Annotated in this window: 16 protein-coding genes; 11 read left to right on the plus strand and 5 right to left on the minus strand. The window is 67.5% G+C overall.

Features of this window, described 5'->3' with window-relative positions:
- The 6 genes from G3N96_RS33685 to ptsP all read left to right on the plus strand — a co-directional run.
- Positions 1-1,390: ammonium transporter (locus tag G3N96_RS33685; RefSeq protein ID WP_241022950.1), on the plus strand; the 1,390-nt coding region annotated here is incomplete at its 5' end.
- A 244-nt stretch (positions 1,391-1,634) separates the two neighbouring features.
- Positions 1,635-2,924, plus strand: a complete 1,290-nt coding sequence (gene gshA / locus G3N96_RS33690) for a glutamate--cysteine ligase (RefSeq protein ID WP_011353295.1) — start codon at positions 1,635-1,637, stop codon at positions 2,922-2,924.
- 26 nt (positions 2,925-2,950) lie between these two features.
- Entirely contained in the window at positions 2,951-3,907 is a 957-nt protein-coding gene (gene gshB / locus G3N96_RS33695; RefSeq protein ID WP_206139898.1) for a glutathione synthase, read from the plus strand.
- A gap of 231 nt (positions 3,908-4,138) precedes the next feature.
- Entirely contained in the window at positions 4,139-4,609 is a 471-nt protein-coding gene (locus G3N96_RS33700) for a PTS fructose transporter subunit IIA (protein WP_089426398.1), read from the plus strand.
- Positions 4,610-4,682: 73 nt separating this feature from the next.
- Positions 4,683-4,952, plus strand: coding sequence for an HPr family phosphocarrier protein (locus G3N96_RS33705; protein ID WP_046544352.1), 270 nt, complete (start codon positions 4,683-4,685; stop codon positions 4,950-4,952).
- 201 nt (positions 4,953-5,153) lie between these two features.
- Complete coding sequence (gene ptsP, locus G3N96_RS33710; RefSeq protein ID WP_206139899.1) at positions 5,154-6,926, plus strand: phosphoenolpyruvate--protein phosphotransferase; 1,773 nt, start codon at positions 5,154-5,156, stop codon at positions 6,924-6,926.
- Positions 6,927-7,000: 74 nt separating this feature from the next.
- Here the strand turns inward: ptsP and moeB are convergent, their stop codons facing one another.
- The 3 genes from moeB to gpmA all read right to left on the minus strand — a co-directional run bounded on the left by moeB (position 7,001) and on the right by gpmA (position 10,433).
- A complete protein-coding gene (gene moeB, locus G3N96_RS33715) occupies positions 7,001-7,753 on the minus strand; it encodes a molybdopterin-synthase adenylyltransferase MoeB (protein WP_089441082.1) in 753 nt (250 codons plus the stop codon).
- A 103-nt stretch (positions 7,754-7,856) separates the two neighbouring features.
- Positions 7,857-9,404 carry a S41 family peptidase gene (locus G3N96_RS33720; protein WP_039346234.1) on the minus strand — a complete coding sequence of 516 codons (1,548 nt, stop codon included), beginning with the start codon at positions 9,402-9,404 and terminating at the stop codon, positions 7,857-7,859.
- A gap of 282 nt (positions 9,405-9,686) precedes the next feature.
- Positions 9,687-10,433 (minus strand): 2,3-diphosphoglycerate-dependent phosphoglycerate mutase, encoded by a 747-nt coding sequence (gene gpmA / locus G3N96_RS33725; RefSeq protein WP_027789056.1) that lies wholly within the window; start codon positions 10,431-10,433, stop codon positions 9,687-9,689.
- A gap of 135 nt (positions 10,434-10,568) precedes the next feature.
- Between gpmA and G3N96_RS33730 the strand changes: the two genes are divergently transcribed.
- From G3N96_RS33730 to G3N96_RS33750, 5 genes are all read left to right on the plus strand, one after another.
- Positions 10,569-10,991: a rhodanese-like domain-containing protein gene (locus tag G3N96_RS33730; RefSeq protein ID WP_089426395.1), complete on the plus strand. Its 423-nt coding sequence runs from the start codon at positions 10,569-10,571 to the stop codon at positions 10,989-10,991.
- Entirely contained in the window at positions 10,988-11,248 is a 261-nt protein-coding gene (grxC, locus tag G3N96_RS33735; RefSeq protein WP_039346228.1) for a glutaredoxin 3, read from the plus strand. Before G3N96_RS33730 ends, grxC begins: the two co-directional genes overlap by 4 nt.
- A 107-nt stretch (positions 11,249-11,355) precedes the next feature.
- Positions 11,356-11,838: a protein-export chaperone SecB gene (secB, locus tag G3N96_RS33740; RefSeq protein ID WP_089426394.1), complete on the plus strand. Its 483-nt coding sequence runs from the start codon at positions 11,356-11,358 to the stop codon at positions 11,836-11,838.
- Positions 11,839-11,866: 28 nt separating this feature from the next.
- Positions 11,867-12,865, plus strand: a complete 999-nt coding sequence (locus G3N96_RS33745) for an NAD(P)H-dependent glycerol-3-phosphate dehydrogenase (protein WP_089441081.1) — start codon at positions 11,867-11,869, stop codon at positions 12,863-12,865.
- A gap of 95 nt (positions 12,866-12,960) precedes the next feature.
- Complete coding sequence (locus G3N96_RS33750; protein WP_206139900.1) at positions 12,961-13,485, plus strand: O-acetyl-ADP-ribose deacetylase; 525 nt, start codon at positions 12,961-12,963, stop codon at positions 13,483-13,485.
- Positions 13,486-13,519: 34 nt separating this feature from the next.
- Here the strand turns inward: G3N96_RS33750 and trmL are convergent, their stop codons facing one another.
- Both trmL and G3N96_RS33760 read right to left on the minus strand, forming a co-directional pair.
- Positions 13,520-13,990, minus strand: a complete 471-nt coding sequence (gene trmL / locus G3N96_RS33755; protein WP_124582862.1) for a tRNA (uridine(34)/cytosine(34)/5-carboxymethylaminomethyluridine(34)-2'-O)-methyltransferase TrmL — start codon at positions 13,988-13,990, stop codon at positions 13,520-13,522.
- Positions 13,991-14,093: 103 nt separating this feature from the next.
- On the minus strand, positions 14,094-14,328 hold a 235-nt coding region (locus G3N96_RS33760), incomplete at its 5' end, for a phosphoribosyltransferase family protein (RefSeq protein ID WP_277399471.1).

Here is a 14,328-nt window from a genome sequence, read left to right on the forward strand (position 1 = left end):
GGACGCGTCGGCTGCCGCCGCTCCGGCCGCATCGGCGCCGGCTGGCACCGCCGCATCCGCCCCGGCCGCCGCCGCACCGGCCTCGGGCGCCACCGACGCGTCGGCCGCTGCCGCCGCTTCGGCACCGGCTGCTCCCGCCGCGCCGACCGCCCCGTTCTCGGTCGATTCGTCGAAGATCAGCGCGGGCGACACCGCATGGATGCTGACGTCCACCGCGCTCGTGCTGTTCATGACGATCCCCGGCCTCGCGCTGTTCTACGCGGGCATGGTCCGCAAGAAGAACGTGCTCGCGACCGTGATGCAGAGCTTCGCGATCACCGCGGTGATCACGGTGCTGTGGACGGTGGTCGGCTACAGCCTCGCGTTCACGCCGGGCAACGGCTTCATTGGCGGTCTGTCGCGCGTGTTCCTGCACGGCATGAATTACATCAAGGGCGACAAAGCGACCACGCTGACCGTCAGCCACCTCGCGACGACGATCCCGGAATCGGTCTACTTCGTCTACCAGATGACGTTCGCGATCATCACGCCGGCGCTGATCTGCGGCGCGTTCGCCGACCGGATGAAGTTCTCGGCGATGCTCGTGTTCATGACGCTCTGGTCGCTGATCGTCTATGTGCCGATCGCGCACATGGTGTGGGAGCCGACCGGCTGGCTGTCGGCCGACGGCGTGCTCGACTTCGCGGGCGGCACGGTGGTGCACATCAACGCCGGTATCGCGGGCCTCGTGTCTTGCCTGGTGCTCGGCAAGCGCGTCGGCTACGGTCGTGAATCGATGGCGCCGCACAACCTCGTGCTGACGATGATCGGCGGCTCGATGCTGTGGGTCGGCTGGTTCGGTTTCAACGCGGGCTCGGCGGTCGCGGCCGACGGTCGTGCGGGCTTCGCGATGCTGACGACGCAGGTCGCGACGGCTTGCGCGGCGCTCGGCTGGATGTTTGCCGAATGGATCGCGAAGGGCAAGCCGTCGGTGCTCGGCATCGTGTCGGGCGCGGTCGCGGGTCTGGTGGCGATCACGCCGGCAGCCGGCTTCGTCGGCGTGGCAGGCGCGCTCGTGATCGGGATCGCGGCGGGTGTCGTGTGCTTCTGGTCGGCGACGTGGCTCAAGTCGAAGCTCGGCTACGACGATTCGCTCGACGCGTTCGGCGTGCACGGCATTGGCGGGATTCTCGGCGCACTGCTGACCGGCGTATTCGCGGTCAAGGATATCGGTGGCGCGGACGGCAGCCTGCTGCTGCAGGCGAAGGGCGTCTTGATCACGCTGGTCTACAGCGGCGTGCTGAGCTTCGTGCTGCTGAAGCTGATCGACCTGACGATCGGCCTGCGCGTGTCGGAAGAAGAAGAGCGCGAAGGCCTCGACGTGATCCTGCACGGCGAGCATGTCGAATAAGTCACAAGGATGACCGGCGGGACGCCGCGACGACGGCGCCCGCCATGAATGAGCGCAGCGACTTGGGCCCGCCTCACCCGGCGGGCTTTTTTTCTTCTGTCACGCGCTGCCGTAGCGGATAACCCTTCACACTATCGGGTCAATAGCCGAAAACTTCCTCCATATCCTTGTGAAGCCGGGAACAATCCCCAAATGGGCAGGGCAATTGCTCTACAATCTTCATTCTCCCGCTCGCGAGTGATTCATGGTTCCCCACCTCGTTACCGCGTTGAACGGTCCGCTGCTCGAACTCGAGCAGAAGATCCTCGACGCGACGCCTGCGATCGAACGCTGGTTCAGGCTCGAATGGCAGGAACATACCCCGCCGTTCTATTGTTCGGTGGACCTGCGCAATGCCGGCTTCAAGCTGGCGCCCGTCGACGCGAACCTGTTTCCCGGCGCATTCAACAATCTGCCGTCCGAAGTGCTGCCGCTCGCCGTGCAAGCCGCGATGGCCGCGATCGAGAAGATCTGCCCGGACGCGAAGAACCTGCTCGTGATTCCCGAGCTGCCGACCCGCAACGCGTTCTACCTCGAAAACGTCGCACGGCTCGCGACGATCATGCGCCAGGCCGGCCTGAACGTGCGCTTCGGTTCGCTCGACCCGAGCATCACCGACATGACGCCGATCACGCTGGCCGACGGCCAGAAGATCGTGCTCGAACCGCTCGAGCGTTCGCAGCGCCGCCTCGGCCTGAAGAATTTCGATCCGTGCTCGATCCTGCTGAACAACGACCTGTCGGCCGGCATCCCGGCCGTGCTGGAAAACCTGCACGAGCAGTACCTGCTGCCGCCGCTGCACGCGGGCTGGGCCGTGCGCCGCAAGTCGACGCACTTCTCGTGCTACGACGACGTCGCGAAGAAGTTCGCGAAGATGGTCGGCGTCGATCCGTGGATGGTGAATCCGTATTTCGCGCACGTGGAAGGCGTCGACTGGCAGGCGCATGAAGGCGAGCAGGCGCTCGCCGACGCGATCGACGGCGTACTGAAGAAGATCGCGCGCAAGTACCGCGAATACGGGATCAGCGAGAAGCCGTACGTCGTCGTGAAGGCCGATGCGGGCACGGCGGGGCGCGGCGTGATGACCGTGCACGACGCGGCCGAGATCGGCCGGATGTCGAAGGCCGAGCGCGCGCAGATGGCCGAGTCGAAGGCCGGCCTCGCGGTGCGCGACGTGATCGTGCAGGAAGGCGTGTATACGTTCGAGCGCGTCGGCGACGAAGTCGCGGAGCCCGTCGTGTACATGATCGACCGCTACGTGGTCGGCGGCTTCTACCGCACGCACGCCGGCCGCGAGCGCGACCAGAACCTGAACGCGCCCGGCATGCACTACGTGCCGCTCGGCTTCGAGCACACCGCGCTGCCGGATGCGGGCGCGAAGCCGGGTGCCGCGCCGCCGAACCGTTTCTACATGTACGGCGTCGTCGCGCGGCTGTCGCTGATCGCGTCGTCGATCGAACTGGAAAAGACCGACCCCGAAGCCATCCAGGTGTAACGGACCTTCGCCACGTACAGGACCTCATGGACATTCTCTTTATCGCCGACCCGCTCGAGCGCTTCAAGATCTACAAGGATTCGACCTACGCGATGATGGCCGAGGCGGCGCGGCGCGGGCATGCGGTGTACGCGTGCGAGCCGCACCAGCTCGCGTGGACGGGTTCGGGCGTCGAGGCGGACGTGCAGCGCGTGACGATCGTCGGCGATACGGCTGATCTGCACCGCCATCCGTGGTACGAGGCGGCCGCGCACGAATCCCGTGCGCTGACGTCGTTCGGTGCCGTGCTGATGCGCAAGGATCCGCCGTTCGACATGGAATACGTGACGGCCACGTGGATGCTCGAGCTCGCCGAGCGGGCGGGCGCGCACGTGTTCAACAAGCCGCAGTCGATCCGCGATCACTCGGAAAAGCTCGCGATCGGCGAGTTTCCGCAATTCGTCGCGCCGACGCTCGTCACGCGTGATGCGGCACGCCTGCGTGCGTTCCACGCCGAGCATGGCGACGTGATCGTCAAGCCGCTCGACGGGATGGGCGGGATGGGCGTGTTCCGCGTGAAGGCCGACGGGATGAATCTCGGCGCGATCATCGAGATGCTCGGCCACGACGGCACGCGCTCGCTGATGATCCAGAAGTTCATTCCGGAGATCAAGGCAGGCGACAAGCGCATCCTGCTGATTGCGGGCGAGCCGGTGCCGTTTTCGCTCGCCCGGATTCCGCAGGGCAGCGAAGTGCGCGGCAATCTCGCGGCGGGCGGCCTCGGCGTTGCACAGCCGCTGACCGCGCGCGATCGCGAGATCGCCGACACGCTCGGGCCCGTGCTCGCGGCGCGCGGGCTGCTGCTGGTCGGCCTCGACGCGATCGGCGACTGGCTGACCGAGGTGAACGTCACGAGTCCGACGTGCTTCCGCGAGATCATGGAGCAGACGGGCTTCGACGTCGCCGCGATGTTCATCGACGCGCTGGAGCGTGCGGCCGGGTAGGCCGCTTTCCCGCGCCACCCCGGCGGCGGCCGCGCAGGTCCCCCGTCGCCGGAGCAGTTCGACCGGCCTGCTACAATGCCCGCTTGTCTGGTGCCGCGCTCGCGCACCCAAGGCCCGGCGGTCGGGCCGAAACTGTTGCAAGGCTGAACATGGAACGTTTCCCACACTCGCTACGCTCATTGCCCCGCCGCGGGGTGTTGGCCCGCCAGGGGCGGCCGGGAGCGATCTGACATGGCCGGGATCCTGATCATCGCGCACGCCCCGCTCGCCACCGCGCTGCGGGACTGCATCGCGCATATCTATGGCGGCGTGCCTGCCCGCATCGGCTGTATCGACGTGATGGCGGACAGCGATCCGACCCAGGTGATGGCGTTCGCGCACGCGGAGCTCGCGCGGCTCAAGGAAGAGAACGGCGTGGTCGTCCTGACCGACATGTACGGCGCGACGCCCGCGAACATCGCCGGCCAGCTGGCCAAGATCGACAACGTGCGCGTGCTCGCGGGCGTGAACCTGCCGATGCTCGTGCGGGCCGTCTGCTACCGCACGGTGCCGCTCGACAAGCTGGTCGACAAGGCGCTGTCCGGCGGCGCGAAGGGCGTCCACGAGGTATCGTCCGGTACGCCGCCGCCGCCGACGGAAACCGGCTGCGGCCAGTGCGCGCCGATTCCGCCCGAGCCGCAGCCGCGCACCGAGTCGCACTGATTTCCCGTTTTCCGTTTTAGACCGTACCGCCGGCGCGCGCCGCCGGCGGCCCCGACCGACCCGACCGAGAATCATGCTTCAACAAGAAACCACCATCGTCAACAAATTGGGGCTCCATGCGCGCGCATCGGCCAAGCTTACGCAACTGGCCGGCAACTTCCAGTCGGAAGTCTGGATGACGCGCAACGGGCGCAAGATCAACGCGAAGAGCATCATGGGCGTGATGATGCTGGCGGCCGGCATCGGCAGCACCGTGACGATCGAGACCGACGGGTCCGACGAGCAGGAAGCGATGGACGCGCTGCTGAAGCTGATCGCCGACAAGTTCGGCGAAGGCCAATAATCCTCAAGCGGGATCGTTGCCGTTTCCAGCCAGAATGCCGCGGATTCCGCGGCATTTTTTTCGCCGGAAGCATTGATGCGGAATGCGCAATGCTGCGGTGCATGCAGTCAGCGGGGAGCCGCGGAATTTATAATCGCTAACCGGGGTCATAAGCGCATCGCAGCAGTGTGCCGCGGCTTTACTTGTACAGAGGAGGTGCGCGTGTCCTTCACGCTGCATGGCATTCCCGTCTCACGTGGTATCGCGATCGGGCGAGCGTATCTGATCGCGCCGGCGGCGCTCGACGTCGCCCATTACCTGGTCGAGGCAAACCAGATCGATGCGGAGGTCGAGCGCTTCCGCGCTGCGCTCGAGGTCGTGCATCACGAACTCGAAGCGCTGCGCGCCGACCTGACCGACGACACGCCGAGCGAAGTCGGCGCCTTCATCGACGTCCACGCGATGATCCTGAGCGACGAGATGCTCGTGCAGGAAACCATCGACCTGATCCGCACGCGCCGCTACAACGTCGAGTGGGCGCTGACCGAGCAGCTCGAGCTGCTCACGCGCCACTTCGACGATATCGAGGACGAATACCTGCGCGAGCGCAAGGCCGACATCGAGCAGGTGGTCGAGCGCGTGCTGAAGGCGCTCGCCGGCGCGCCGTCCGCGTCGCAGGCGCTCGACCGCGCGGCCAGGAACGGCACGAACGAGATGATCGTCGTCGCGCACGACATCGCGCCGGCCGACATGATGCAGTTCAAGTCGCAGTCGTTCCAGGCGTTCGTCACCGATCTCGGCGGGCGCACGTCGCACACGGCGATCGTCGCGCGCAGCCTCGGCATTCCGGCCGCGGTCGGCGTGCAGCATGCGAGCGCGTTGATCCGCCAGGACGACCTGATCATCGTCGACGGCGACCAGGGCATCGTGATCGTCGATCCCGCGCCGATCGTCCTCGAGGAATATTCGTACCGGCAGTCCGAGAAGCTGCTGGAGCAACGCAAGCTGCAGCGTCTGAAGTTCTCGCCGACGCAAACGTTGTGCGGCACCAAGATCGAGCTGTACGCGAACATCGAGCTGCCCGACGACGCGAAGGCGGCCGTCGAGGCCGGCGCGGTCGGCGTCGGGCTGTTCCGTTCCGAGTTCCTGTTCATGCATCAGAAGGAGATGCCGGAAGAGGAGGAGCAGTTCGCCGCGTACAAGCGGGCCGTCGAGTGGATGAAGGGCATGCCGGTGACGATCCGCACGATCGACGTCGGCGCGGACAAGCCGCTCGAGGCGCTCGACGAAGGCTACGAGACGGCGCCGAACCCCGCGCTCGGCCTGCGCGCGATCCGCTGGAGCCTGTCCGAGCCGCAGATGTTCCTCACGCAGTTGCGCGCGATCCTGCGCGCGTCCGCGTTCGGCCAGGTGAAGATCCTGATCCCGATGCTCGCGCACGCGCAGGAGATCGACCAGACGCTCGACCTGATCCGCGAAGCGAAGCGCCAGCTCGACGACGCGGGGCTCGCGTACGACCCGAACGTGCGCCTCGGCGCGATGATCGAGATTCCGGCCGCGGCGATCGCGCTGCCGCTGTTCCTGAAGCGGTTCGATTTCCTGTCGATCGGCACGAACGACCTGATCCAGTACACGCTCGCGATCGACCGCGCGGACAACGCGGTCGCGCACCTGTACGACCCGCTGCATCCGGCCGTGTTGCACCTGATCGCCTATACGTTGCGCGAAGCGAAGCGCGCGGGCGTGTCCGTGTCGGTGTGCGGGGAAATGGCGGGGGACCCGGCGCTCACGCGCCTGTTGCTCGGGATGGGGCTCACCGAGTTCTCGATGCACCCGAGCCAGTTGCTGGTCGTGAAGCAGGAGATCCTGCGTGCGCACCTGAAGGCGCTCGAAAAGCCGACGGCCGACGTGCTCGCCGCGTTCGAGCCGGAGGAAGTGCAGGCCGCGTTGCAGCGCCTGTCGGTTGCGGAGCCGCGTGCGGATGCGGCGGCTTGAGGCATAGGCGTCGCCGCTAAAACCTTAGCGAAGTGTCACCACGCATGCGCCGCCCGGCGCATGCCCGTCGCGCGTCAGTGCCGGCCCCCGCACACGGGGCAGTCGGCCTGGCGCGCGATTTTCATCGTCGTCCATTCCATCCGCAGCGAATCGAGCATCATCAGCCGCCCGTTGAGTGTCTTGCCGATGTCGCCGATCACGCGCAGCGCCTCGGCGGCCTGCATCGCGCCGATGATCCCGACCGTCGGCGCGAACACGCCCATCGTCGCGCACGCGACTTCCTCGAACGGCTGGTCTTCCGGAAACACGCACGCATAGCAGGGCGCGGCCGGGTCGCGGAAATCGAACGTGCTGATCTGCCCGTCGAAGCGCAGCGCGGCGCCCGATACGAGCGGCACGCCATGCGCGACGCACGCGCGGTTGATCGCATGCCGCGTCGCGAAGTTGTCGGTGCAGTCGAGCACGACGCTCGCATGCGGCACGTGCGCGTCGAGCCATGCATCGTCGACACGCTCCGCGACCGCGTGCACGGTCACCTCGGGGTTCAGCTGCGCGAGCGCGTCGCGCCCCGATTCGACCTTGTGGCGGCCGACCGACGCCGTCACGTGCAGGATCTGCCGCTGCAGGTTCGTGAGATCGACCGTATCGGCGTCGACGAGCGTGATCGTGCCGACGCCCGATGCCGCGAGGTACATCGCGGCGGGCGAGCCGAGTCCCCCCGCGCCGACGACGATCGCATGCGCATCGAGAAAGCGCTGCTGCGCCTCGATGCCGATTTCGTCGACGAGGATGTGACGGGAGTAGCGAAGGAGTTGATCGTCGTTCATGGGGAGTCGTGGCGAGGCGGCACAGGTGTCGTTATTTTAGGCGCGCATGAAAAACGGGCCATCGCGGTCTTCCCGCGATGGCCCGTCGGATGCCGGCCGGCGCTTACTTCGGCGCCGACGCGGGCTTCGGTGCGGAAGCCGGCTTCGCGCTGGCGCCGGATGCCTTCGAGGCCGTGGCGGCCTTACCGGCCGGGCCCTTCGTGCTTTCGGCGAGCAGCGACTTCGATTCCTGGACCGGCTTGCCTTCGAGCTTGTTGAGCGCCTGCTGCATCATGAAGTCGTCGGCGCTGCCGAACTCGATCGGCTTGCGATCGCGATCCTTCTGGCGCTGCTCCGGCGTCTTCTTGTCGTTCTGCTCTTCAAGCACGCGCAGCTGATCCATCCGGCGCTGCTCGCGGTCTTCCTGTTCCTTCTTCTCGTTCGGGTCCTGCGTGTTCGCGAGGTGGTTCGTGTAGTCGACCTCGCGCGTCACGAGCACGTCGTCCGGATCGCCGTCCGCGTACTGATCGACCGGCACGTCCGGCGTGATGCCCTTGTTCTGGATCGAACGGCCGCTCGGCGTGTAGTAGTACGCGGTGGTCAGGCGCAGCGCGGTGTCGGCCGTCATCGGGCGGACCGTCTGCACCGAACCCTTGCCGAACGTCGTCTTGCCCATGATCTGCGCGCGCTTCGAATCCTGCAGCGCACCGGCGACGATTTCCGACGCGGACGCCGAATAGGCGTTCGTCAGCACGATCATCGGCACGGTCTTGAAGACCGGCGGCAGGTTCTTCAGCGGATCGCCGTCGAAGGACGGCAGGCGATAGTTGTCGTACGTATCGCGGTAGACCTGCTTCGAGTCGGCGATCTGGCCGTTGGTCGACACGACGACGGAGTCGGGCGGCAGGAACGCGCCGGCCACGCCGACCGCGCTTTGCAGCAGGCCGCCGCCGTTGTTGCGCAGGTCGAGGACGAGGCCCTTCAGGTTCGGCTGCTGGCGTGCGATATCTTGCAGCTTCTGCGCGAGATCGGGCGTCGTGCGCTCCTGGAAGCTCGTGATGCGGACATACGCATAGCCCGGATCGAGGATCTTCATCTTCACGCTCTGGACCTTGATGATCGCGCGCGTGACCGTGACCGGGAACGTGCGGTCGTCGCTCTTGCGGAAGATCGTCAGCGTGACCTTGGTGCCCGGCTCGCCGCGCATCTGCTTCACGGCCTTGTCGAGCGTCATGCCGCGCACCGGCTTGTCGTTGATGCGGGTGATCAGGTCGCCCGGACGGATGCCGGCGCGGAACGCCGGGGTATCCTCGATCGGCGAGATCACCTTGACGAGGCCGTCTTCCTGCGAGATCTCGATGCCGAGACCCGCGAAGCGGCCCTTCGTCTGCTCCTGCAGCTCGTCATAGTCGGTCTTGTCGAGGAACGACGAGTGCGGGTCGAGGCTCGACACCATGCCCTTGATCGCGGCCGTCAGCAGCTTCTTGTCGTCGACCGGTTCGACGTACTCGCGCTTGATCTGTCCGAAGACTTCCGCGAACAGGCGAAGCTGGTCGAGGGGGAGCGGCGCCGTGGCGGTCTGCTCGGCCGATGCGGAAACCTGCAGCGTGGCGAACACGCCCGTGGCGAGGCCCGCGGCAATCAGGCCGATGTTCTTCAATTTCATTCGCATAGAGATCTGGTGCGGTCGGGAAGCGCGTGGCGGTAGCGGGGATGATGTAGCGGACAAGTATAACTGTTCGTCCGATAACTCAGTGGAACGGCGCGAAAAGCGTCGAAAAGGGCCCGGAGCCGGCCTGGCGGGGCACCGCCGCGCGCGCCGCGGGTTCGAAAGCGGATTCGACAGCGCCGGCACCGCGAAGGTTCGCGCGGTGCGCCGGACATCGGCAGGGGGTAGGGCCGGGCGGGCCGCACCGGACGCGGGGGCCCGCCCGGCTCGCCCGGCCGACGGGCGTCAGCCCGCCTTGCCCTGCTTCGCGACGGCGGCCTGCGCCTGCGCGATCGCGTCCTGGTCGCCGAGGTAATAGTGCTTGATCGGCTTCAGGTTCTCGTCGAGTTCATACACGAGCGGCACGCCGTTCGGGATGTTCAGGCCGACGATGTCGCTGTCCGAGATGCCGTCGAGGTACTTGATCAGCGCGCGCAGCGAGTTGCCGTGCGCGGCGATCAGCACCTGCTTGCCCGCGCGGACCGCCGGGGCGATCGACTCGTTCCACAGCGGCAGCACGCGCGCGACCGTGTCCTTCAGGCACTCGGTGAGCGGCAGCTGCTCGCGCGGCACCTTCGCGTAGCGCGGGTCGTTGAACGGCGCGCGTTCGTCGGTCGGCTCGAGCGCGGGCGGCGGCGTGTCGTAGCTGCGGCGCCACACGAGCACCTGGTCGTCGCCGAACTTCGCGGCCGTTTCCGCCTTGTTCAGGCCCGACAGCGCGCCGTAGTGGCGCTCGTTCAGGCGCCACGAGTGGACGACCGGCAGGTACATGAGATCCATCTTGTCCTGCACGTGCCACAGCGTGCGGATCGCGCGCTTGAGCACCGACGTATAGGCGATGTCGAACGTGTAGCCGGCCTCCTTGAGCAATTCGCCGGCCTGGTAGGCCTCGTTGCGACCCTGTTCGGTCAGGTCGACGTCGACCCAGCCGGTGAAGCGGTTTTCCTTGTTCCACGTCGATTCGCCGTGGCGGATGAGAACGAGTTTGTACATGGATCTTGCGGTCGGTAGTGAAGGAAGCGGTGGCGCGTCGCGCGGGACCCGACCCGGGCCCGCCATCGCGCAAGACGGTTATTTTATAATGGCGGGATTGTCCTCATCCGATTTCTCTTTTTCCGGCGGAATTCCGTGACGTTCTTTACCAATTACACCAACCTGGCCCTTATCGCGATCCTGGTGGTATCCGGCGGCCTGCTGGCCTGGCCCGCGCTGCGCCGCGGCCGCGGCGGCCTGTCGGCTGCAGAGGCGACGCAACTCATCAACCGCCGCAACGCGGTCGTGATCGACGTGCGCGCCGCGTCCGATTTCGCTGCCGGCCACCTGCCGTCGGCGCGCCAGGTCGCGGCGGGCGAGATCGGCACGAAAATCGCGCAGGTCGCGAAGAACAAGAGCACGCCGGTGCTGCTCGTCTGCCAGAACGGCCAGCAGTCGCAGAAGGCGGCGCGCGAGGTCGAGGCGGCGGGTTACGCCGAGGTGCACGTGCTCGAGGGCGGCGTGGCCGCCTGGCAGCAGGCCGGGATGCCGGTCGTCAAACAAGGAGTGGCGAAGTGAACAAGGTTTTGATGTACAGCACGCAGGTGTGTCCGTATTGCATCCAGGCCGAGCGCCTGCTGAAGCTGCGCGGTGTCGAGCAGATCGAGAAGGTGCTGATCGACCGCGATCCGGCCCGCCGCGACGAAATGATGACGCGCACGGGGCGCCGCACGGTGCCGCAGATCTATATCGGCGACACGCACGTCGGCGGTTACGACGATCTGTCGAAGCTCGACCGCGAAGGCGGGCTCGTCCCGCTTCTGCAAGCGGCCTGATTAGGGCAGAATGGCCGCCGGCCGCGCCGCGGCTTGGGCGCGCAGGATTCATCCGTGGCGGCCGGCGTGAAGCCGGGCCGCCCCGTCACCACTTTTAGGGAAACACCATGTCCGACGTCGAAAACCAACCGTTCTTCAACATCCAGCGCGTCTACCTGAAGGATATGTCGCTCGAGCAGCCGAATTCGCCGGCGATCTTCCTCGAGCAGGACATGCCGTCGGTTGAAGTCGAAGTCGACGTCAAGGCCGACCGCCTCGCGGAAAGCGTGTTCGAAGTCGTCGTGTCGGGCACCGTCACCGCGAAGGTGAAGGACAAGATCGCGTTCCTGATCGAAGCGAAGCAGGCCGGCATTTTCGACATCCGCAACATTCCGGACGAACAGCTCGACCCGCTCGTCGGCATCGCATGCCCGACGATCCTGTTCCCGTACCTGCGTTCGAACATCGCCGACGCGATCACGCGTGCGGGCTTCCCGCCGATCCACCTGGCGGAAATCAACTTCCAGGCGCTGTACGAACAACGCCTCGCGCAGCTTCAGCAGCAGGCCGGTGCCGCAGCAGGCGCACCGAACGGCACGACGCTGAACTGACGTTTCACTCGGAGGACCGGTGCTGGGTATGAAAGTAGCCGTTCTCGGCGCCGGTGCCTGGGGCACCGCGCTCGCGGGCCATCTGGCCGCGCGGCACGATACGCTTCTGTGGGCGCGCGACGCCGCGCTCATCGCCGGGCTGCAGGCCCGGCACGAAAATTCCCGCTATCTGGACGGCATCGCGCTGCCTGACGCGTTGCGCTACGACGCCGATCTCGGCGCCGCGCTCGCGCATGGCGCCGCGGACGACGCATTGTGCGTGATCGCCGCGCCGGTGGCCGGGTTGCGCACGCTGTGTCACGCGATGCGCGACGCAGGCTGCGTGCCCGCGCATGTCGTCTGGGTCTGCAAGGGCTTCGAGGCCGACACGCATCTGCTGCCGCATCAGGTGATCGCGGCCGAGCTGCCCGAGCAGCTCAGCAACGGCGTGCTGTCGGGGCCGAGCTTCGCCCGCGAAGTCGGGCAGTCGCTGCCCGTCGCGCTGACGGTGGCAAGCACGTCCGCCGAATGCCGCGAGCGCACGCTCGCTGCGTTCCATCACGGCGCGATGCGGATCTATACGGGTGACGATGTGGTCGGCGTCGAGGTCGGCGGCGCGGTGAAGAACGTGCTCGCGATCGCGACCGGCATCGCTGACGGTCTCGGCCTCGGGCTGAACGCGCGCGCCGCGCTGATTACGCGCGGCCTCGCCGAAATGTCGCGGCTCGGTGTCGCGCTCGGCGGCCGGGCGGAAACCTTCACGGGCCTCACGGGCCTCGGCGACCTGATCCTCACCGCCACGGGCGACCTGTCGCGCAACCGCACGGTCGGCCTGCAACTGGCGGCCGGCCGCACGCTGAACGACATCCTCGGCGCGCTCGGCCACGTGGCCGAAGGCGTGCGCTGCGCGCAGGCCGTGCTGGCCATCGCACGCGCGCAGTCGATCGAAATGCCGATCACCGAAGCCGTGTGCGGCGTGCTGTTCGACGGCATCGCGCCGCGCGACGCCGTCAGCGGCCTGCTGCGGCGCGACGCGCGCGCCGAGTAACGCGGCCCGGCGCCTCCTGGCGCCGTGTTCGCTGCGGGCGCGCGGCGTCAAAGCGCGCTACGCTTGAACAGTCTCCGGCGTTCCGGGAGGTTGTCATGCTGCAGATCCATTCCACCACGCTCGATGCGCAGGTCGTCGACATCACGACGCTCGATGTCGATGCGATCGTCAACGCCGCGAACGGCTCGCTGCTCGGCGGGGGCGGCGTCGACGGCGCGATCCATCGCGCGGCCGGCCCCGGCCTGCTTGCCGAATGCCGCACGCTCGGCGGCTGCGAGACGGGCGACGCCAAGCTCACGCGCGGTCATGGGTTGCCGGCGCGCTACGTGATCCACGCGGTCGGGCCCGTGTGGCACGGCGGCGGGCGCGGCGAGGCCGACCGGCTCGCGTCGTGCTACCGGCGTGCGATCGAGCTGGCCGAGGAGGTCGCGGCGACGTCGATCGCGTTCCCGGCGATCAGCTGCGGCATCTATCGTTATCCGGCCGAGGAAGCCGTCGAGATCGCGGTCGGCACCGTCGCCGAAATGCTGCCGCAGGCGCCGAACCTCGCACGCGTCGTGTTCGCGTGCTTTTCTCCCGACATCTACGACCTGTATCGCGCGCGGCTCGCACGGACGTGACGCGCGCCGCGGCGCGCGCTGCGCCGTGCAGGTGTCATGCGCCGCCTTCGAAGCCGGCCTGGCGCCACGCCTCGAACACGACCACCGCGACCGTGTTCGACAGGTTCAGGCTGCGGTTGTCCGGCCGCATCGGCAGGCGCACGCGCTGTTCGTTCGGGAAGCGCTCGAGCAGATCGGCGGGCAGGCCGCGCGTTTCCGAGCCGAACACGAACCAGTCGCCGGGCAGGAACGCGTGATCGTGGAAGCGGCCCGAGCCGCGCGTCGTGAACGCGAACATCCGCGCGGGATCGGGCGTTTCCGCCGCGACGAACGCGTCCCAGTCGCGGTGCACGCGCATCTGCGCATACTCGTGATAGTCGAGGCCCGCGCGGCGCATCCGCGCGTCGTCGAGCGGGAAGCCGAGCGGCTCGATCAGGTGCAGGCGCGCGCCCGTGTTGGCGCACAGGCGGATCACGTTGCCGGTGTTCGGCGGAATTTCGGGGGCGACTAGGACGACGTTGAACATGTTTCGGTCTGGCTGGGCCGGCCGGGGCGGCGCAACGCGCGCTCCCGGCCGGCCGGTTCGTGGCGGCCGCCGCCGTGTCCGGGCGGCTGGTCTCTCTATCTAATTAATCCCTGGCGGTGCGCAGCGCAACCAGATTCGTCACGCGTGCGGCGCCCGCCGCCTTCAGTGCATGCGCGGCGGCCGCAAGCGTCGCGCCGGAGGTCATCACGTCGTCGACCAGCGCGACGTGGCGGCCCGCGACGCCACCCGCCACCGCGAATGCCGCCATCACGTTGTCGCGTCGTGCGTGCCGGTCGAGCCGCGACTGCGGCGCGGTGTCGGCGATGCGCGCGAGCAGC

The sequence above is a fragment of the Burkholderia sp. Se-20373 genome (assembly GCF_017104705.1).
Taxonomy (GTDB): Bacteria; Pseudomonadota; Gammaproteobacteria; order Burkholderiales; family Burkholderiaceae; genus Burkholderia.

Excerpts from the sequence above, each read along its gene's own strand:
- gshA (WP_011353295.1), top strand. The coding sequence starts at position 1,635 with ATGGTTCCCCACCTCGTTACCGCGTTGAACGGTCCGCTGCTCGAACTC.
- gshB (WP_206139898.1), top strand. The coding sequence starts at position 2,951 with ATGGACATTCTCTTTATCGCCGACCCGCTCGAGCGCTTCAAGATCTAC.
- G3N96_RS33700 (WP_089426398.1), top strand. The coding sequence starts at position 4,139 with ATGGCCGGGATCCTGATCATCGCGCACGCCCCGCTCGCCACCGCGCTG.
- G3N96_RS33705 (WP_046544352.1), top strand. The coding sequence starts at position 4,683 with ATGCTTCAACAAGAAACCACCATCGTCAACAAATTGGGGCTCCATGCG.
- moeB (WP_089441082.1), bottom strand. The coding sequence starts at position 7,753 with ATGAACGACGATCAACTCCTTCGCTACTCCCGTCACATCCTCGTCGAC.
- G3N96_RS33720 (WP_039346234.1), bottom strand. The coding sequence starts at position 9,404 with ATGCGAATGAAATTGAAGAACATCGGCCTGATTGCCGCGGGCCTCGCC.
- gpmA (WP_027789056.1), bottom strand. The coding sequence starts at position 10,433 with ATGTACAAACTCGTTCTCATCCGCCACGGCGAATCGACGTGGAACAAG.
- secB (WP_089426394.1), top strand. The coding sequence starts at position 11,356 with ATGTCCGACGTCGAAAACCAACCGTTCTTCAACATCCAGCGCGTCTAC.
- G3N96_RS33745 (WP_089441081.1), top strand. The coding sequence starts at position 11,867 with ATGAAAGTAGCCGTTCTCGGCGCCGGTGCCTGGGGCACCGCGCTCGCG.
- G3N96_RS33750 (WP_206139900.1), top strand. The coding sequence starts at position 12,961 with ATGCTGCAGATCCATTCCACCACGCTCGATGCGCAGGTCGTCGACATC.
- trmL (WP_124582862.1), bottom strand. The coding sequence starts at position 13,990 with ATGTTCAACGTCGTCCTAGTCGCCCCCGAAATTCCGCCGAACACCGGC.